This is a genomic window from Terrisporobacter vanillatitrophus, from assembly GCF_051148895.1.
Lineage (GTDB): Bacteria > Bacillota > Clostridia > Peptostreptococcales > Peptostreptococcaceae > Terrisporobacter > Terrisporobacter vanillatitrophus.
This window is the reverse complement of sequence record NZ_CP154625.1, coordinates 3,959,967-3,980,364: the sequence shown is the minus strand read 5'-3', so window position 1 is coordinate 3,980,364 and position 20,398 is coordinate 3,959,967. Positions and strand designations below refer to the sequence as shown.

Genomic DNA, 20,398 nt, shown 5'->3' with positions numbered 1-20,398 from the left:
ATCCCTCCTTTTGGATAATATATAAAATAACATAAAAAGATAATAAAAATAATGACATATGTCACCTGTAAATGTAGAATTTTAATTAAGTAAAAAATAAAGGTGGAGTTTAAGTGAAAAAAATAGAAGATTCATTAATAATAGAAAATTACTATAATGAGTTAAATATGAAAAATATTTTCATAGATGACATGAAAAGTGATATGAGATTATTAAAATTTGATAAACATGAGTATTTAATAAGAGAAGATGAAGACTTAGAGTATGTGTTGTTTTTTATACAAGGTAAAGCAAAGGTGTTTAAAACATTACCTAATGGTAGGAGTTTGCTTCTTGCTTTTTATAAGCCTTTCAGAGTAATAGGAGATATAGAAATTGTAAAAAATCAAAGTGCAACAGGTACAATTCAAGCTTTAAGTACTTGTTATTGTTTGGCAATACCAATGGAAAAAGCAAGATTAAAATTAATTACAGATAGTAAGTTTTTAAAATTTACTTGCGAAAGTTTAGCTGAAAAATTAGCTGCTGTTAGTATGAATAGTTCTATTAATTTACTTTATCCATTAGAAAATAGATTGGCTAGTTATATTAATGAATCATTAGTTTGTGGAGATAATTTATATATTGATTTTGATGAAAATTTAAATAATATAGCTGAACTTTTGGGAAGTAGTTATAGGCACTTACTTAGAACATTTAATACATTATGTAAGAAAGGTGTATTAAAAAGAGAAGATGGAAAATACAAGATAATCAATAAAGCTTTGCTAAAAGACTTAGCTGGAGACTTATATCAAGATGCTAAGTTTTTATAAACATATATAGACAACCTAGATAATAGTAAATATAGAAATGTAATTAAAAATATTAAATATTTTTATGTAAAAAAAGAGGATATATATAAATGTCTTCTTTTTTTGTTAATATAAGATAGTAAATTATAAAAATTGCCACAATAAATGAAATGAATTGGTATAGTTAAAAAATATAAAAATTTATAGAATATAGTTGTAAGGTAATTCAGGAGGGGACAAATTGATAGTACTTAATAAAAGACAAATTAATATAATTGATTTTTTACAAAATAGTTCAGAATGGACAACAATTGAAAATATAGCTAAGGTTTTTGACGTTAGTGTAAGAACTATTAGAAATGATTTAGATTGTATAAAAATATTATTAAAAGATTGTGATGCAAAGCTTGAAAGAAAACCAAAGGTTGGAGTTAAGTTAATTATCAAAAAAGGAAAAAGTATAGATCATATTCTTAAGGGATATAAAAATAAATTATATTCACCAGAAGATAGAGCCTTAATGATAGCGTTAATCTTAATGATAAAAGGAAATGCTACCATAGAAGAATTATCAGAGTATATAGAAGTAAGCAAAAACACTTTAGTTAATGATTTAAAATTAGCGGAAGTAAAATTAAAAGAATTTGATATTAGTATTTCAAAAAAATCTTATCATGGAACTTTTATAGAAGAAAATAATGATGAAAAGTTAGGAGATGCCTTCTTAAAATTATATAGTATTTTATCTGAAGGACAGGATAAAGAAATTTATAAATGGCTATATAAATACAGTAATATGAATGAAGAATATATTAAAACAATTATAGAAACTGTAGAAGAAGAAAAAAACATTCAATACACTGAAGAATCATTAGAAGAATTAGAAATAATATTATTATTTACTTTATCAAGAGTATTAAATAATCAAGAAGTTGAACTAAATGTAAATACTGATGATGAAAATAGTGAATTTAAAACATTAAAAAATATTATAGAAAAAGTAATTGATAAAAAGATACATAATGACAAGATAGATTATTTACTAAAAATATTTAAAGGTGCAAAAATAGCAAAAGATTTTAATTTAAAGAAAGAAGAAAAAATAAATAAAATAACATCAGAGGTTTTAACCGAATTGTGCACAATGTTAAACATTGAAGTAGATTCAGATGCTGAATTTATTAGACAGATGCAACTTCATTTGGAAATTGCTATTTACAGGGTGGAGAACAATTTAATAATTAATAATCCTCTCTTAGAAGAAATTAAGTACAAAATGTCCTTTATATATGGAATTACTGAAGAAATACTAAGTAAAAAGAAAGATATTATAGGAGTAGAGTTTCCAGAGGCAGAAATAGCTTATATGGCCATGTACTTCGGAACAATTTTTGAGAAGTACGCAAAAGGAAACTTTAGTGCGAATGTATTAGTCGTTTGTAACGGAGGTTTAGCAACATCAAGTTTGTTAAAATCAAGAATGAATTTAATCATTCCTGAAATAAAAATACAATCAATTTGTAGATTGAAAGATGTGGATGATTACTTAAATAAAGAAATTGACTTTATAGTTTCAACTGTCCCTTTACAAATGGAAGACTATAAAGTTATACAAGTAAATCCTCTACTAGAATCAGGAGATTTACAAAAAATAAAATCTGAAATTTATAGTATATGGTATGAAAAAAACTGTAAATACTTAGCAGACAAAGTTAAAAATGAAAATGAAAGTGATTTAACTAAGATAATATTAGAAAAATATGCACAGTTTGAACAATCTATAGAAGACTGGAGAGAAGCAATAGAAATAGCAGCAAAGCCTTTAATAAATGATCAAAAGATAAAAAAGGCTTATGTAAATGATTCCATAAGAGTTATAGAAACTTTAGGAAATTATATGATGTTTATACCAGAGATAGCATTTGTACATGCTACTCCAGAAAATGTAATAGAAAATGCTGTTAGTATATTGAATTTAAAAAGTTCGATAGATTTTGGAAGCAAAAACAAATCAACAGTAAAGACCATAGTTGTCCTTGCAAATAAAGAAGAAAATAAGAACTTGATTAATTTAACTAATATATTAATTAAGGATGATAATATAAAGAAATTTAAAAATGCTAAATCCTATGAAGATTTAAAATCAATAGTTTAGCTAAGGGAGAAACAAAAATGTTAGTAAAAATATTAGACAAAGTAGATAACTACATGGATGCTATAAAAATATCATGTGATATGTTAGAAGCAGAGGGAGTAGTTGAAAGTAGATATTACGATGCAATAGTAAATAAAATAGAAGAGTTTGGGCCATATTTTTGCATAGCAGAAGATATATGTATGCCTCATGCTAGACCAGAGGATGGAGCTATTGAGGAAGGACTATGTATTATAAAATTAAATGAACCAGTAGATTTTATGGGAAAAACAGTTAGAGTATTCTTTACATTATCAGCAAAAGATAATAAGTCACATTTAGGGCTTATGAGAAAAATTGCAGATGTATGTATGAATAAAGATAAATTTAACAATTTACTAAAGGTAGAAACAGAAGAACAATTAATGGAGGTATTTTAATATGAAAAAAATAATGGCAGTTTGTGGATCAGGATTAGGATCAAGTTTTATGGTAGAAATGAATATAACAGATGTATTAAATGAATTAGGTGTAGCTGATCAATATGAAGCTAGCCATACTTCATTAGCAGATGTAACAGCAGGAGATGCAGATATATTCGTAACTGGTGCAGATTTAGCAGATAGTGCTAGTCACTTACCAGAATTAATAGTGTTAGATTCTTTATTAGATAAAGATGAATTAAAAGCTAAAATACAAGATAAAATAGGAGTTTAATTGATATACCCTTTTTTATAAATAAAAGGGTGAAAAATAATAGTTGTAAAAACGTTTTACTAAAAATTAGAATGAGGTGAAGTTAAAATGACAGGATTTTTAAAAGTGCTAGTAGATTTTATATCTGAACCAGCAGTATTAGTAGGTATTATAGTTTTAATAGGTTTGTTGCTTCAAAAGAAGCCTGTAGATACAATAATAAAATCAACTTTAAAAGCAATGGTTGGATTTGTTGTAATTAGTGCAGCAGCAGGAGTTATAGTTGGATCATTAGAACCATTTGGTGTAATGTTTGAAGAAGGATTTAAAATATCAGGTGTTATACCAAATAACGAAGCAATAGTTGCAATGGCTATAGATGAATTTGGTACATCGACAGCCTTGATAATGGCATTTGGTATGGTAGCAAACATAATAATAGCAAGATTTACTAAATTTAAATATATATTCTTAACAGGACATCATACTTTATTTATGGCTTGCATGATAGCTGTTATATTAGCATCAGGTGGAATGAGTGGAGTACAATTAATATTCACAGGCTCACTAGCTTTAGGTTTAATAATGGTATTATCACCAGCAATGTTACAACCTTTTATGAAAAAAATAACTAAAAATGATTCAGTAGCAATGGGACATTTTTCAGGAACTGGATATGCATTATCAGCATTAATAGGAAAAGTTGTTGGTAAAAATTCTAAATCAACTGAAGAAATGAAAGTTCCAAAATCTTTAAGTTTCTTAAGAGATTCAGTAGTATCAGTTTCAATAACAATGTTAATTCTTTATGTTATAGTTGCAATAGCAGCAGGACCAGAATTTGTTGAAACAAAATTATCAGGTGGAGACAACTTCTTAGTATTTGCACTAATTCAAGCATTAACATTTGCAGCAGGATTCATATTAATCCAAAATGGTGTTAGATTAGTTCTTAATGAAATAGTACCAGCATTTAAAGGTATATCAAGTAAACTAGTTCCAAATTCAAAACCAGCTCTAGATTGTCCAATAGTTTTCCCATATGCACAAAATGCAGTGTTGATAGGATTTATATTCTCATTCTTAGGAGGAGTAGTTTCAATGGCGATTATGGGTGCTTTAGGATTAATAATGATAATACCAGGTGTTGTACCTCATTTCTTCTGTGGAGCAACTGCAGCAGTATTTGGTAACTCAACTGGTGGTAGAAGAGGAGCAATAATAGGATCATTTGCAAATGGTATATTAATATCATTCTTACCAATAGCATTATTACCTGTGCTTGGTAACTTAGGATTTGCAAACTCTACATTCTCAGATGCAGACTTTGGTGTTGCAGGTATATTCTTAGGGAAAATTCAAGAATTTATAGGTGGAAATGGATTAACAGCAGTTTTAGTAGGAATATTTGCATTACTAGTTGTTATAAGTGCTATGTCTAAAAATAAAGAAGAAAATAAAGCTGAAGGAATAGCTTAATATATAAAAATTGAGGAATTTATTATTCCTCAATTTTTATACCCAAAATCAGGATAATTAAGGAGGGACGGTTAGATGAACAAAGAAAATTTATTAAAAATATCAAAAGAATTAAGACAAGATATTATTCAAATGATAAATAAGGCAGGTTCAGGACATCCAGGAGGATCTCTTTCTGTTATAGATATATTAACATATCTTTATTTTGAAAAAATGAATGTGGATGTGAAAAATCCAAAGGCAGATGATAGGGATAGATTTGTATTAAGTAAAGGCCATGCAGCGCCAGCGCTTTATGCAACACTTTCAAAAAAAGGATTTTTTGATAAAGAAGAGTTAAATAATTTAAGACAATTAGGTTCTATACTTCAAGGTCACCCAGATGCAAAAAAATGTCCAGGCGTAGACATATCAACAGGTTCCTTAGGACAAGGTATGTCAAATGCTTGCGGAATAGCTTTAGGATATAAAATGAATGAATCAGATGGAAGAGTATATGTGGCTCTTGGTGATGGGGAAATTCAAGAAGGAATAGTATGGGAAGCTATGATGGCAGCTAATAAATACAAATTAGATAATTTAGTAGCTATCATAGATAATAACAAAATTCAATTAGATGGCAGAACAAGTGAAATAATGCCAAATGATAATTTAAAAGAAAGAATAGTTAATTTTGGATGGAATGTGGTTGAATGTAATGGTCATGATTTTGAAGAGTTAGAAAAAGCATTTTACAATGCAGAGTCTACAAAAAATAAACCTACTTGTATAATAGCTAATACTGTAAAAGGTAAGGGCGTTTCTTTCATGGAAGATAATGTAGCTTGGCATGGTGCAGCACCAAATGAAAATCAAACTAAGCAAGCTATAGAGGAGATTATAGGATAGGGGGAGTTTAGATGAAAAGAGCAACTAGAGAATCGTATGGAGCTACATTAGTAGAATTAGGTAAAGAAAGAGAAGATATAGTAGTTTTAGAAGCGGATTTATCAAAAGCTACTAAATCAGAAATGTTTGCTAAAGCATATCCAGATAGATTTGTTAATGTTGGAATAGCAGAACAAAATATGATTGGAATGGCAGCAGGACTTGCTAGTACAGGTAAAGTTCCATTTACTACAACATTTGCAGTATTTGCAGCAGGAAGAGCTTTTGAAGTGATAAGAAACTCAGTATGCTATCCAAAAGCTAATGTAAAAATAGCAGCAACTCATGCAGGAATAACTGTAGGACCAGATGGAGGATCTCATCAAGCGATAGAAGATATAGCACTTATGTGTTCACTTCCTAATATGGTGGTGTTATCTCCAGCAGATGATATAGAAGCTTGTAAGTGTGTTAAAGCAGCAGCAGAAATAGACGCACCAGTTTACTTAAGATTTGGAAGAATAGCTTTAGATGATATATATACTGATGAATATGATTTCCAAATAGGTAAAGGGAATGAACTTATGGCTGGTGATGATGTTGCCATAATATCAACTGGAATAATGGTTCACAAATCATTAAAAGCAGCAAAAGAGCTTAAAGAAGAAGGCATAAATGCAAGAGTTATTAATATGGCTACAATTAAACCTATAGATGAAGAAATAATAATAAAGGCAGCAAAAGAAACAAAAGGAATAGTTACAGTTGAAGAGCACTCAATTATAGGTGGTTTAGGAGATAGAGTATCTGCTGTAGTTTGTGAAAATGCACCAACAGTAGTTAAAAAGATTGGTGTACAAGATGTATTTGGAGAATCAGGAAGTCCAGATGCTCTATTAGAAAAACATGGATTAACAGTGGAAAATATAAAAGAAACAGTAAAAAATATAGTTAGATAATTTGGGGAGAAATAGCAAATGAAATTATTCATAGATACAGCAAATATAGAAGAAATAAGAGAAATTGCAGAATTAGGTGTTATATGTGGCGTTACAACTAACCCTTCATTAATTGCAAAAGAAGGTAGAGATATAGTTTCTGCAATGAAAGAAATAACAGAAATAGTTGATGGACCAATAAGTGCAGAAGTAATTGCTCTAGAATGCAATGAAATGGTTAAAGAAGCAGAAGAATTAGTTAAAATACATGAAAACATAGTAATAAAATTACCAATGTGTAAAGAAGGATTAAAAGCAGTAAAAATATTATCTCAAAATGGAATAAAAACTAACGTAACATTAATATTTTCAGCAGTACAAGCATTAATGGCTGCAAGAGCTGGTGCAACTTATGTAAGTCCATTTGTAGGAAGATTAGATGACATAGGAACGGTAGGAATAGATTTAATTTCACAAGTAAGTGAAATATTCCAAATACACAATATACAAACAGAAATAATATCAGCAAGTATAAGACATCCAATGCATGTACATGAAAGTGCCTTAGCGGGTGCTCATATAGCGACAATACCATATAAACTATATAACCAAATGTTTAATCACCCATTAACTACAAGCGGAATAGAAAAATTCGTTAAGGATTATGAAGCAGCATTTGGAAAATAGCGTTAAGATAAAAGAGAGTGAAATAATTCCTCTCTTTTTTTTATTTAATGTAGAATACCATATAAAAAATTATAAAATAGATAAACTAATTATATATATGTATATTGTTAAGTCATAAAAATATGATACAATATGAAAGGCTATAAAGCTGCTATATAATGAAAAATTCTATTTTAAGAATTGGACATAAGAAAGAGAGGAAATAATATTATGGAAAATTATCCGAATTGCCCTAAATGTAATTCAGAATATACTTATGAAGATGGAACTTTATATGTTTGTCCAGAATGTGCTCATGAATGGCCTCAAACAGAAGAAGTTGTAGAAGAAAATGTAATAAAAGATGCAAACGGAAATATATTAAATGATGGGGATGCTGTAACAGTAATAAAAGACCTTAAAGTAAAAGGATCTTCATCTTCTATAAAAATAGGAACAAAAGTTAAAAGTATACGTTTAGTTCCTGATGCTACTGATGGACATGACATAGAATGTAAAATAGATGGTTTTGGAGCTATGAAACTAAAATCAAGCGTTGTAAAAAAAGCATAGTATAAAATAAGAACTAGAGTTAAATCTAGTTCTTATTTTATTTTCAAAAAAATAATTAAATATATATAAATAATGAAAATAGAGTCTTTTTATAAAATTAGTATTTTGGTATTATTTAAATAATAAGCTTGTAGTCTACAATAATGTATAATAAAGAGGGAGTATATAAAAGTATTGAAGGAGAGGAATATGGACAAAAAATCTCAAATTAACCAAAGATTATATACAATAGAGGATTTAGAATGCATGTTAGAGCACATACCTCATGAAGTTTGGCTGAAAGATAAAGATGGGAAATATGTTTATATAAATAAAAGGGGTGCTAATAAAATAGGTCTAGATAAAAAGGATATAATAGGAAAGTCGGATAAAGAAATTAGACCTAAAGAGTTTAGTGATAAATGTGATGATGCAGATAAAATAGTTTTAGAAGAGAAAAGAGCCTTATTTTATGAGCACGAATATTATAGTGATGAGGATGAATTTTATAGAGTATATAAATTTCCTATAACAGATGAAAATAAAAATGTAAAATTTATAAGTGGATTTTCAAATGAATACAGCTATAGTAAAAAAATTAACGAGGAATTAGAAAATTTGTTTATTAGCAATATGGAAGAGTTGGAGCATGTGGAATATACCCAATCCATATATAAGATATTAAATAATTTAGGTTCAATGATAAAAAGTACAAGCATAAGCTTATTTTTGCTGGATAAAAATTGCGATAATTTGAAGAACTATTTGAGTTGCAATAAAAATAATATATTTTGTGAAAATGTTAAAATTCCTATAGATCATAATGTATTTTCTAAATTATACAGAGATAAATTAGATATTAATGTGGGAGATGACTTAAACCTTATATTCAAGAAAAATTATATTGAAGGAAGCAAAATAGAATCCCAATCAAAACTTAAAATATTTCCTTTAAGGTGCAAAGAAGACTTTATAGGATTAATGTACGTATATTATGAAAATGATGCAAAATACACAAATGTTTATGATGAAGTTATAAATGATTTATGTATACAAATTAGTAGACTAATTATAAATATAGAATTTAAAAATAAATTAAGACATAGACTAATTAAATTTGAAGAAAGAGCTAAATATTTACAAAGTGAAAATGAAAAGTTGGAAGAAGCTATAGATGCGGAAATGATAAAAGTAAATTTTTTAGAAAATATGTCTCACGAATTTAGAACACCTATAAATATTATTTTGATGACTGCAAAACTACTAATATCATCTATGGAAGATAATGAAATAAATTTAGATAGAGAAAAGACAATTAAATACTTAAAAACATTGAGACAAAATGGATATAGAGTATTGAGACTTGTAAATAATATTTTAGATACCACAAAAATTGATAATAAATATGAAAAATTACAAATGACTAACCATAATATAGTTAATGTTATTGAAGATATAGTTTTATCTACAGCAGACTATATAAAAAACAAAAATAAAAGCATAACCTTTGATACAGAAGAGGAAGAAATAGTTTTGGCATGTAATCCTGATGCTATGGAAAAAATAATTTTAAACCTAATTTCTAATTCACTTAAATTTACAGGTGAAGATGGGCAAATTGAAATTGATATAAAAGTAAACCATGAAGAAAGTAAACTATTTGTCCATTTAAGAAATAATGGTCCATCTATATCGCAAGAAGACTCTAAAAAGATATTTAATAGATTTGTACAAGTTGATAATCACTTAAGACGTAGCAGTGAAGGTAGCGGAATCGGTTTATATTTGGTTAAGAGTTTGGTAGAAATGCATGATGGAGAAATTTGGTTAAATACAGAGGTTGAATCTGGAGTAGAATTTATTTTTTATATTCCTATAAAAACAATATATAGTGAAGAAGTAATGGTTCACTCCATAGAGGATCATTCTAAGATAGATAAGTGTAATATAGAGTTTTCAGATGTATACTCTATATAATAAAAAATATAATGAACTATTGAGCTTAATAAGTTCAATAGTTCATTATATTTTTTATTAAACTTTATAGTTTTTGTCCACATTTAGGGCAATATTGAAAATCGTCGTTACCTATGTATCCACAACTTGAGCATCTATTTATAGTAGGTTGATTATAGTTTACTAATTGCAAATCATTTTCTGAAATTAGTATGCTTTCTCCCCTACTTATTTTTACTCCCAATTCATCATTTAAAATATAAATACTATTACAACAAGTGTTTTTAACATAGTATTTTTTATTCCATCTAAAAATGGGAATAAAGAAAAGGCTAAAACACATGTAAGTCATATAAACTTCCATTCTACCAAAGGAACCACACATGGGACAAACCATAGTTTGAATATAATCTAGCTTCTTTTCTCCATTGGAAATACCACCAATAAAAAACATAATATCAACTCCCATATTAATTATACCATAGGATAAAAATATTAATTAGATATATTAAAAAGAGCAAATAGTATATTCAAACCCTGCTTATGGTAAAATAATATGCAAATGTGAATTTGTCACTGAATGAGAAATAATAAATTCTATAATAATATCTTTAGGCATAGTTAAAAGAAGAATCTAGAAAAGTTGTAGCTATGGTAAGAAGCAGATGGGCAGGCATATATACTGTAGGAATGGCAAAGAAAATTTTTGCTAGGGATAATATTATACCAGGCAGAAAAATTCTTATAGATGGTTGGAATACATTATAATATGACTTCAAAGGAAAAAGTATATGCTTGTGGAAATGGAATTTATATTCACAATTATATTGAAGAAATAGAAAGAGAAAGTTTATTATTAATACAAGAAATAATTAATAATATTAGGGATGAAATATAATTACTTTATGTTTCATCCTTTTTTATACATACATAATATTGCTTCTCAATATGTGAAAAACTTATAAATAAAAACAATGTAAAAAATATAAAAATAAGAGAATAAAATTAAAAAAATAACAAAGTCTAATATATGGAAAATTATGCTATTATATATAGGGGACTATTATGGTATAAAAGGAGGATGTATTAAAAATGTGTTCAGTTTTAATTATGGGAGGCAGTGATTTTATTGATTCATCACTAGCTAAGTACTTAATTAAAAACAAATATAATGTGGACATAATGACTGAAGGAATTAAAAAGATTAACTATGAAGGAGTAAGAAAGCATTTAATTTGTGATAGAAAGAATGTAGACGAGATAAAAAATGTTTTAAAGGATAAGAAGTATGATTATGTCTATGATATAAGCATAAAAGATAAAGAAGATGCAAAAATACTTATGGAAAGTTTAAACAATGAATCACTGAAAAAATATATAGTAATATCATATCAGGATAATAATATTAAAGAGGAAGAATTGAAGATAGAGGACTTTATTCAAAATACATCAATTCCTTATATTATAGTTAGACCATCTCATATATATGGTGATAAAAGTAAGACATCTAAAGAAGCATATTTTTTTCATAAAATAGAAAAATCAATTCCAATAATAATCCCTAAAAATAGTAATTTAAAAGCACAATTTATTTATATAGACGATTTTGTAAAGGTATTATTCAGCTTATTAAAAACTATTCATATTAAAGAAGTATATAATGTTACAAATCCTCAATTAATATCATTAGAAGAGTTTATAAAAACATGTAGCGAAATTATAGGAAAAGAAGCTAATATTAATTATACTGATTCAAATATTATTGATACAGATATAAAACAAATATTTGGAGGTAATTATTTAGATATAGATAAAATAATACACCATGGATTGTATATTCCAAATATATTACTAAACAATGGAATAGAAATTTTATATAGTTGGTACAAACGAACTTACCAAGAAAAGATAAGTATAAAAGATAGAATAGAGAAAGTATTGCAAATAGGATAAAATAACAATATTACTAGCCTTTACCATTTTGTATGGTAAAGGCTTTTTTGTCTGAAAATTAGAAATATTTATGAAAAAAGTAAAAAAGAATACTATAATAATATTAATGTTATTTTAGAATAATATATTAACAATTTGATATAAGGAGTTTATAATATGGAAAAAGTAGAAAGTTTTAAGTTAGATCATAATAAAGTAAAAGCACCTTATGTAAGAAAATGTTGCGTTTTAGATGGGAAAATGGGAGATAAGGTTAGTAAATTTGATTTAAGATTTTTACAACCTAATATGGAAGCTTTTGGAACAGCTGCTATACATGGTTTAGAACATTTATTAGCTACATATTTGAGAGAAGAATTAGAGAATATAATAGATTTATCACCAATGGGTTGTAGAACAGGTTTCTATTTAATAATGTGGGGTAATGTAGAGCCTAGTTTAGTTAAATCAGGACTAGAAAGAGCTTTACAAAAGGTAATAAACTCCAATGAGATGGTAGCTGCTTCTGCAGTAGAATGTGGGAATTATAGGGACTTATCTCTATTTGGAGCTCAAGAGTATGCAAAAAAAGTATTAGAAGAAGGGTTCTCTTTGAACATTTATGGAAAATAATATGATAGATAATATTAAAGACTTAATTGAAATAGATGAGAGAGAAGTTTTAAGATATTTACAATATAAGAATCAAGATATAGAGTATAATTTATCAGAGAAAATTAAACAATGTATTAAGAAAACAAGGGAAATTATAAATCCAAGATTTATATTTAGAAAATATAAAATAAAAAAGTTAAAATTATCTGATGTAAAGAGTGAAGTTTATTTAGAAGGGGCTAACCTTACTTTAAAAAGTGATGACATACATAATTTATTATTAGAATGTGATGAATGTATATTAATGAGTGCTACTTTAGGATTAGAAATAGAAAGAGAGATTAGAAAATTAACTTACACAGATTTAACGAAGGGAATCATTGTAGATGCTTGTGCTACAGCGGCCATAGAGGAAGTTTGTGATATAGTACAAAATAATATAGCAAAAAAATTATTAAAAGAAGATAAATATATAACTTATAGATATAGTCCTGGATATGGAGATTTACCCATAGAAAAAAATGTTGATATTAATAATTTATTAAATAGTCAAAAAGAAATAGGATTAACTGTAACAAATAGTGGAATAATGATTCCAAGAAAATCTGTAGTAGCTTTAATTGGAGTTTCTCATAAAGGAATTACTAATACTAAAAAATCTTGTGAGAATTGTAGCAATAGACATAATTGTGATTATAAGAAGGAGGGCAATAGTTGTGAAAATTAAAGAATATTTAAAAGATAACTTACTAATATTTGATGGTGCAATGGGGACAATGCTTCAAAGAGAAGGCCTTCCTATTGGAGATAATCCAGAAATATTTGGGATGAAAAATTCTGATAAATTATTAAAAATACATAAAAAGTATTTAGAAGCGGGTTGTAATGTATTAACTACAAATACATTTGGATGTAATGAATTAAAAGTTACTAACTTAGGATATACAGTAGAAGAAATAATTAATAATGCTATTATAATAGCAAGACAAGCAATAGATGAAAGTGATAAAAGTAAGCCTAGATTTGTTGCGCTAGATATTGGCCCAATAGGAGAAATGTTAGAGCCTATGGGAACTTTATCTTTTGATAAAGCTTATGAAATATTTAAAAGGCAAGCTATACAAGGTGAAAAAAGTGGTGCAGATTTAATTATAATAGAAACAATGATGGATCTTTATGAGGCAAAAGTTGCAGTTCTTGCAGCAAAAGAAAATACAAATTTACCTGTCATATGCACTATGACATTTGATGAAAATGGAAGAAGTTTTACAGGATGTTTACCTGAGGCTATGGTTGCCACTATAGAGGGATTAGGAGTAGATGCACTTGGTGTTAATTGTTCTCTTGGACCTAAACAGCTTCTACCAATAGTAAAAATAATTACAGAGTTAGCAAATATTCCTGTAATAGTTCAAGCTAATGCAGGTTTACCTGTAATTGAAAATAACCAAACTGTATATAAAATGACTGCAAAAGAATTTTTCCAAGGAGTAAAAGAATTTGTTGATTTAGGAGTATCTATTATAGGCGGATGTTGTGGAACTAATGAAACCTTTATTAAGGAAATTTGCGATAATATAGATAAGTTACAAAAGAAAGAACCTAAAAGAAAAGAATCAACTATTGTGTGTTCTGCTGCAAAATATGTAGACATACAAGGACCATCCATAGTAGGAGAAAGGCTAAACCCAACAGGAAGACAACCTTTAATAGATGCATACACTAGTGGAAACAATGATTATGTAATAAATTTAGCCCTAGAACAAAGCAAAGAAGGATCAGAAATCTTAAATGTTAATGTTGGAGTACCGGAATTAGATGAAGAAAAAGCCATGAAAAGAGTAATAAAAGGTATACAGGAAGTTGTGGATACCCCTTTACAAATCGATTCTTCCAATATAGAGGCTTTAGAAGCAGGTCTTAGATATTACAATGGAAGAACAATAGTAAACTCTGTAAATGGGAAAGAAAAGTCTTTAGAAGCTATATTACCTCTTGTGAAAAAATATGGGGCTTGTGTAGTAGGATTAACTTTAGATGAAGATGGAATACCAAATACAGCAGAAGGTCGATTTAATGTGGCTAAAAAAATAGTTGAAAGAGCAGAGCAATATGGAATAAAAAGAAAAGATATTTTTATAGATTGCCTTTCTCTTACTGTATCTGCTCAACAAGATGAAGCCATGGAAACAATTAAAGCAATAAAAATGGTAAAAGATAAATTAGGTTGTAAAACTATATTAGGTGTTTCAAACATATCTTTTGGTATACCTAATAGACAAGGTTTAAATAATACTTACTTAAATTTAGCATTAGGTTCAGGTTTAGATTTACCTATAATAAATACAGAAGATAGAGTAATGGTAGAATCTATATATGCTTATAAAGTAATAAATAATATGGATAAAGGCTGTTTACAATATATTGAAAAATTTAGAGATGTTTCTAAAGAGAGAAAACAAAAAGAAAACAAAAATAATGAGAATTTAACTCTAGAAGATGCTATTGAAAGAGGTTTAAAAGAAGAAGCAAAGGACTTAACTTTAAAAATTTTAAACTCAAAAGATGAACATTATGTTTTAGACCAAGTGTTAATTCCATCATTAGATGTTGTAGGAGCTAAGTATGACAAAGGAGAGTTATTTTTACCACAGATGATACAATCAGCAGAAACGGTAAAAGTTGCTTTAAATATTATAAAAGAAAGATTAAGCAAAAGTAATAATACGTCCTCAAAAGGAAAAATAATAGTTGCTACTGTTCAAGGAGACATTCACGACATAGGAAAAAATATAGTGAAAATAATGCTTGAGAACTATGGTTATGAAGTTATTGATTTAGGCAAAGATGTTCCTATTGAAGAGGTTGTAAAAAGAGCTAAGGAAGAAAATATTGAGCTTATAGGACTTAGTGCTTTAATGACTACGACTGTAGAAAATATGAAAAAAACAATATCAGCATTAAGAGAAAATCAAATTAATGCAAAAGTATTTGTAGGTGGTGCAGTAGTTACTGAAGAATATGCACAAAAGATAAATGCGGATTATTACTCTAAAGATGCAAAATCTGCAGTAGAGATTGCTAAAATATATTTTAATAACAAAATATAATTGAAAAAAAATATAGTAATATGTTAAAATATAAATGCAGTTTATAATTTTATATACTTAAAATAAGCAAAATATATATTATAAATTGTTTTAATATGTTAATATTAAATAATAATTAATCTATTTTAGATTAAACAAAATTAAAAATTTCTCGTCAACATAAAAAGAGGCTATTTTATAGCCTCTTTTTATTTTAAGCAAGTTTTTAATTTTGTTTAATTGTAATTAAAATGCCCAATTTCCGTTTTTGAAAATTTGTATAGTTTGACCATCATAAGTTTCCCCAACGATATCTAAGTCAGCAGAACCAATCATAAAGTCAACATGAGTTAAGCTATCATTTATACCATATTTGTCGTACTCTTCTTTTGGTAAATCAGCACCACCCTTTATGCAAGTAGCATAAGCTGAACCAAGAGCTAAGTGACAAGATGCATTTTCATCATATAATGTGTTATAAAATACTACGTTAGTATCTGATATAGGTGATGAATAAGGAACTAGAGCAACTTCTCCTAAATAGTGAGAACCTTCGTCTGTTGCAATAAGATTCTTTAATGTTTCTTCTCCTTTAGCAGCAGAACATTCTACAATCTTTCCATCTTTGATTATTAAAGAAAAATCATCTATAACATTTCCACCATAAACTAAAGGCTTAGAACTATGTACAACACCATTAACTTCATATTTATGAGGAAGAGTGAAAATTTCTTCTGTTGGCATATTTGGATTAAAGTTAACACCAGTAGGATCTATAGAAGCGCCACTTTCCCAAGTATGATTTTCTGGTAAACCAATAGTTAAATCTGTTTTAGCTGATTTATATTTTAATGTTTTAAAATTCTTTTCATTTAAAAAAGTAGTTTTTTCTTTTAAGTTTTTATTATGTTCGTACCAAGCAGCAATAGGATCTTCGTTATCAACTCTTGTACATTTGAATATTAAATCCCAAAGTTTATCAATAGCTTCCTTCTCTGATACATCTGGGAAGATTTTATGAGCCCAAGCTTTAGTCGGAACAGAAACTATACTCCACTTACACTTGTCAGTTAATGTATAAGATCTCCATTCTTTTAATGCTATTCCAGAAGCCTTTTGATAGTTTGCTATTCTTTCAGGATCTACATCTTTAAGTAAATCAGGATTTGCAGCATGAATGCTTAAAAAAGCTCCTCCTTCTTTAGCTATATCAACGTATTGATCTGATACCCATCTAGGAAACTCATTGAATACCTCGTCTGGTGCATATAAGTATCTTGATAAAGAACATTCTTCATCTGACCACTCTACAAATACATTTTTAGCGCCATTTTTATAAGCGCATTTAACCGCAAGTCTCACAAAATCTGCGCACTCAATTGGAGTTCTAATAAGTAGAGTTTGGTTTGGTTGAATGTTTATCCCAACTTTAATTGCCAATTCAGCATATTTTTCTAAATTTGTATTAAAATCCATTTTAATCCTCCAATTATAAAATATAGTAACAATCCTATTATAATATTATATTCTAGTTTTAATCATATTAATAATAATCATTCATAAACTTATTATAGCAGTTTTACAAAATAAATATTTTGAAAAAAATTAAAATATTATATTTTAAAAATACTATAAAAATCTTATAATAAAGTAGTGATAATAAATTAAGAAATAGATAACATCTAAATTAAATATATTTGTGATAAGGGATGGGAAAACATTTCAGTTAGGAGGTTATAGATGGAGTTATATGATGCTATTTTTTATAGAAAAACTATAAAACGCTATTCAAGTAAAATAATAAAAAAAACACTACTAGAAGAAATAAAAAAATTATGTAGTAATATAACTTATCTAAATAACGATTTAAATATTAAAGCCCATTTAATTGAGAGAGGACACTTAATACATTTTTTAATAGGTAAAGAATCTGGAGTAAAAGCTCCTCATTATATACTTATAACTTCGAATAAAAGTGAAGATTATCTACAAAATGTAGGTTTTGCCATGGAAAAGTTGATTTTAGAATTAACTTGTTTAGGAGTGGGAACTAGTTGGCTAAAATGCCAATTAAAAAGGGAAGATGTAAAAGAATTTGTACAATTAGATGAAGTAGATAGTGAATATGATGAAGATGAAGATATGGTTATAGATGAAAGTGAAGTCGAATATCCAGTTTCCTTATTAGCTATAGGCTATCCAGATGAATATGAAAGTTTATTTAGAAAAAGTAAGAGAAGTTACGATAGAAAAAAAATAAAGGAAATTTGTAAAGAATTTGATCCAAAATGGAATGATGTATTAGAGGGAGTAAGGGTGTCACCTTCTATCATGAATAAGCAACCTTGGGTATTTAAGGTAAAGGATTACGGATTTGATTTATATGAATGCAATCAAAATCGAAGATTGAATATTGATGATGAAAATAAAATTAGCATGGGGATTGTTTTAAGACATTTTGATATATGTTGTAAAGAAAAACATTTAGAAGTAGAATATGTTAAAAAAAGCATAAAAAATCGAAGAAAAAAAGAGTATTTTATAAGTATTATAGATAAAAATCAAGAACAAAACTTTAATTCTTGTCCAAAGAACAGTTGACACAAAATAGAATAAGTGTAATAATTATATAAACTTAATTTTAATAAAAAGATAATAATTTGTGTAAAAGTCCAGAGAGGCTTATACGATTATTTGATTTATTTATTAAATAAATTTTAGTAAAATAAAAAACATAATAAAGTCTTTTAAAATAGTCCAGAGAGGCTGATAAAGATAACACATAACTAATACTAATTATATTGTTTAGATTATGCATACAGAATCCTTATACCTCTTTTGGTGTAGGGATTTTTTAAAATAGGCTTTATTTAAGAGGGAGTAAAGAAAATGATAAATGGAAAACACAAGTTAATTGTTGCTATTGACACAGATGATTTTGATAAAGCTAAGGAACTAATAGACCAGCTAGAAGATAGCGTGGACATATTCAAAGTAGGATTAGAACAATATGTAGCTACTAAGGGGAAAACAGTAGATTACCTTAAGGAAAAAGGAAAGAAAATATTCTTAGACCTTAAATTTCACGATATACCTAACACAATGAAAAGTGCAGTTAGAGCTGCTGTAAGAGATAATGTTTGGTTAATGACAATTCACGTTTCTGATTTGGAAGGGATGAGACAATGTGCATTAGTAGCAAAGGAAGAAGCTGAAAAATTAAACATAGAAAAACCTATAATTGTTGGGGTTACAGTTTTAACATCATTAAGTAATGAAGATTTACAAGATATAGGATCTAATATGACAACTGAAGAATTAGCTATAAAGAGAGCAAAACTTGCAAAAGAATCAGGAATAGATGGGGTAGTATGTTCTGCTAAAGAAGTAGATAAGATAGTAGAAGCATGTGGTAAAGATTTTATAACTGTATGTCCAGGAATAAGACCAACTACGTCTAGTGCAGGAGATCAAAAGAGAGTAGTAACACCAGCGGAGGCTATAAAAAATGGTGCTCAATATTTAGTTGTTGGGAGACCTATAACTCAAAGTGAAAATCCAAAACAAACAGCGATTGATATTGTAAAAGAAATAGAAAATGCTTAGGGGGCAAAAGATATGAAAGCAAAATTAATTTTAGAAGAGGGAACGATTTTTGAAGGAAAAGCCTTTGGTTATTTAGAAGATTCTGTTGGAGAAGTTGTGTTTAACACTTCAATGACAGGTTATGGTGAAGTTTTAACTGATCCTTCTTATTATGGACAAATAGTAACAATGACTTATCCTTTAATCGGGAATTATGGAATAAACTTAGAAGATGTACAATCTAAAATGGTAGCAGTAAAAGGGTTTATAGTAAGAGAAAAAAGTGATGCACCAAATAACTTTAGATGTGAAATGAGTTTAGATGTATATCTTAAACAAAATAAAATAATAGGACTTGAAGGAATAGACACAAGAGCCTTAACAAAAATACTAAGAAATAACGGTACTATGAAAGGTATCATAACTATAGATAGAAATGCTGAATTAGACAATGTAAAGCATAAACTAGACTCTTTTGATAATAGATTAGCTGTTATGACAGTTTGTAGAAAACAAGTAGAATATGTAAAAGGAAACGGACCTAAAGTTGCAATAATGGACTACGGTGTAAAGCAAAATATAATTGATAATTTTGCTGAAAGAGGATGTGATATAACTATATTCCCAGCTTTAACTTCAGCAGAAGAAGTCTTAGCTACAAATCCTGATTTAATATTCTTATCAAATGGACCAGGGGATCCAGATGATTTGGAAGAAATCGTAAATAATGCAAAACAAATGGTAGGTAAAAAGCCTGTTGTAGGAATTTGCTTAGGACATCAAATTTTAGGAAAAGTATTCGGAGGAAAAACTTCAAAACTTAAATTTGGACATCGAGGAGGGAATCATCCAGTAAAAGATTTAGAAGAAGATAGAGTGTTTATAACTGCTCAAAACCACGGATATTACGTAAGTGAAGTGCCAGAGTGCATGAACGTTACTCAAATCAATTTAAATGATAATACAGTAGAAGGAATGAGACATAAGCATTTACCAGTATATAGTGTTCAATATCATCCAGAAGCTTGTCCAGGACCAAAAGACAGCACATACGTATTTGATAAATTTTTAGAATTATTATAATTGTTTAGAGGG

General features: G+C 27.9%; 20 protein-coding genes. 18 read left to right on the top strand and 2 right to left on the bottom strand.

Annotation, left to right across the window (positions count from 1 at the left end):
- The first annotated feature begins 113 nt into the window (after window positions 1–113).
- The 10 genes from TVTCOM_RS19445 (at window position 114) to TVTCOM_RS19400 (ending at window position 10,103) form a co-directional block, all read left to right on the top strand.
- Window positions 114–815 carry a cyclic nucleotide-binding domain-containing protein gene (locus tag TVTCOM_RS19445; RefSeq protein ID WP_434797850.1) on the top strand — a complete coding sequence of 234 codons (702 nt, stop codon included), beginning with the start codon at window positions 114–116 and terminating at the stop codon, window positions 813–815.
- A 220-nt stretch (window positions 816–1,035) separates the two neighbouring features.
- A complete protein-coding gene (locus tag TVTCOM_RS19440) occupies window positions 1,036–2,949 on the top strand; it encodes a BglG family transcription antiterminator (RefSeq protein WP_434797849.1) in 1,914 nt (637 codons plus the stop codon).
- 17 nt (window positions 2,950–2,966) lie between these two features.
- Window positions 2,967–3,368 carry a PTS sugar transporter subunit IIA gene (locus TVTCOM_RS19435; protein WP_434797848.1) on the top strand — a complete coding sequence of 134 codons (402 nt, stop codon included), beginning with the start codon at window positions 2,967–2,969 and terminating at the stop codon, window positions 3,366–3,368.
- A 1-nt stretch (window position 3,369) separates the two neighbouring features.
- On the top strand, window positions 3,370–3,645 hold the full coding sequence (locus tag TVTCOM_RS19430) for a PTS sugar transporter subunit IIB (protein WP_434797847.1): 276 nt from the start codon (window positions 3,370–3,372) through the stop codon (window positions 3,643–3,645).
- A gap of 87 nt (window positions 3,646–3,732) precedes the next feature.
- Window positions 3,733–5,103, top strand: a complete 1,371-nt coding sequence (locus tag TVTCOM_RS19425; protein ID WP_434797846.1) for a PTS ascorbate transporter subunit IIC — start codon at window positions 3,733–3,735, stop codon at window positions 5,101–5,103.
- Between the two features lie 75 nt (window positions 5,104–5,178).
- Window positions 5,179–5,991, top strand: coding sequence for a transketolase (locus TVTCOM_RS19420; protein WP_434797845.1), 813 nt, complete (start codon window positions 5,179–5,181; stop codon window positions 5,989–5,991).
- An 11-nt stretch (window positions 5,992–6,002) separates the two neighbouring features.
- Entirely contained in the window at window positions 6,003–6,929 is a 927-nt protein-coding gene (locus tag TVTCOM_RS19415; RefSeq protein WP_434797844.1) for a transketolase family protein, read from the top strand.
- Between the two features lie 18 nt (window positions 6,930–6,947).
- Window positions 6,948–7,595 (top strand): fructose-6-phosphate aldolase, encoded by a 648-nt coding sequence (gene fsa, locus TVTCOM_RS19410; protein ID WP_434797843.1) that lies wholly within the window; start codon window positions 6,948–6,950, stop codon window positions 7,593–7,595.
- A 210-nt stretch (window positions 7,596–7,805) separates the two neighbouring features.
- Entirely contained in the window at window positions 7,806–8,147 is a 342-nt protein-coding gene (locus TVTCOM_RS19405; RefSeq protein ID WP_434797842.1) for a zinc ribbon domain-containing protein YjdM, read from the top strand.
- A 189-nt stretch (window positions 8,148–8,336) separates the two neighbouring features.
- Window positions 8,337–10,103, top strand: coding sequence for a sensor histidine kinase (locus TVTCOM_RS19400; protein ID WP_434797841.1), 1,767 nt, complete (start codon window positions 8,337–8,339; stop codon window positions 10,101–10,103).
- 64 nt (window positions 10,104–10,167) lie between these two features.
- Here the strand turns inward: TVTCOM_RS19400 and TVTCOM_RS19395 are convergent, their stop codons facing one another.
- The gene (locus tag TVTCOM_RS19395) at window positions 10,168–10,536 is read right to left on the bottom strand and encodes a zinc ribbon domain-containing protein (RefSeq protein ID WP_434797840.1); all 369 of its coding nucleotides are present in this window, start codon (window positions 10,534–10,536) and stop codon (window positions 10,168–10,170) included.
- 315 nt (window positions 10,537–10,851) lie between these two features.
- On the opposite strand from TVTCOM_RS19395, the gene TVTCOM_RS19390 reads away from it, so the two are divergent.
- From TVTCOM_RS19390 to TVTCOM_RS19370, 5 genes are all read left to right on the top strand, one after another.
- Window positions 10,852–10,980, top strand: coding sequence for a hypothetical protein (locus tag TVTCOM_RS19390; RefSeq protein ID WP_434797839.1), 129 nt, complete (start codon window positions 10,852–10,854; stop codon window positions 10,978–10,980).
- A 194-nt stretch (window positions 10,981–11,174) separates the two neighbouring features.
- Entirely contained in the window at window positions 11,175–12,035 is an 861-nt protein-coding gene (locus TVTCOM_RS19385; RefSeq protein WP_434797838.1) for an NAD-dependent epimerase/dehydratase family protein, read from the top strand.
- Window positions 12,036–12,191: 156 nt separating this feature from the next.
- Window positions 12,192–12,647: an S-ribosylhomocysteine lyase gene (locus tag TVTCOM_RS19380; RefSeq protein WP_434797837.1), complete on the top strand. Its 456-nt coding sequence runs from the start codon at window positions 12,192–12,194 to the stop codon at window positions 12,645–12,647.
- A 1-nt stretch (window position 12,648) separates the two neighbouring features.
- Window positions 12,649–13,356, top strand: coding sequence for a vitamin B12 dependent-methionine synthase activation domain-containing protein (locus TVTCOM_RS19375; protein WP_434797836.1), 708 nt, complete (start codon window positions 12,649–12,651; stop codon window positions 13,354–13,356).
- The gene (locus tag TVTCOM_RS19370) at window positions 13,346–15,739 is read left to right on the top strand and encodes a homocysteine S-methyltransferase family protein (protein ID WP_434797835.1); all 2,394 of its coding nucleotides are present in this window, start codon (window positions 13,346–13,348) and stop codon (window positions 15,737–15,739) included. The genes TVTCOM_RS19375 and TVTCOM_RS19370 overlap by 11 nt, the downstream gene beginning before the upstream one ends.
- Before the next feature lie 225 nt (window positions 15,740–15,964).
- Here the strand turns inward: TVTCOM_RS19370 and TVTCOM_RS19365 are convergent, their stop codons facing one another.
- A complete protein-coding gene (locus TVTCOM_RS19365) occupies window positions 15,965–17,194 on the bottom strand; it encodes an aminopeptidase (protein WP_434797834.1) in 1,230 nt (409 codons plus the stop codon).
- A gap of 264 nt (window positions 17,195–17,458) precedes the next feature.
- Between TVTCOM_RS19365 and TVTCOM_RS19360 the strand changes: the two genes are divergently transcribed.
- From TVTCOM_RS19360 to carA, 3 genes are all read left to right on the top strand, one after another.
- Window positions 17,459–18,319: a nitroreductase family protein gene (locus TVTCOM_RS19360; protein WP_434797833.1), complete on the top strand. Its 861-nt coding sequence runs from the start codon at window positions 17,459–17,461 to the stop codon at window positions 18,317–18,319.
- Between the two features lie 288 nt (window positions 18,320–18,607).
- On the top strand, window positions 18,608–19,324 hold the full coding sequence (pyrF, locus tag TVTCOM_RS19355; RefSeq protein ID WP_434797832.1) for an orotidine-5'-phosphate decarboxylase: 717 nt from the start codon (window positions 18,608–18,610) through the stop codon (window positions 19,322–19,324).
- 12 nt (window positions 19,325–19,336) lie between these two features.
- Entirely contained in the window at window positions 19,337–20,386 is a 1,050-nt protein-coding gene (gene carA / locus TVTCOM_RS19350; RefSeq protein WP_434797831.1) for a glutamine-hydrolyzing carbamoyl-phosphate synthase small subunit, read from the top strand.
- Window positions 20,387–20,398: the final 12 nt, after the last annotated feature.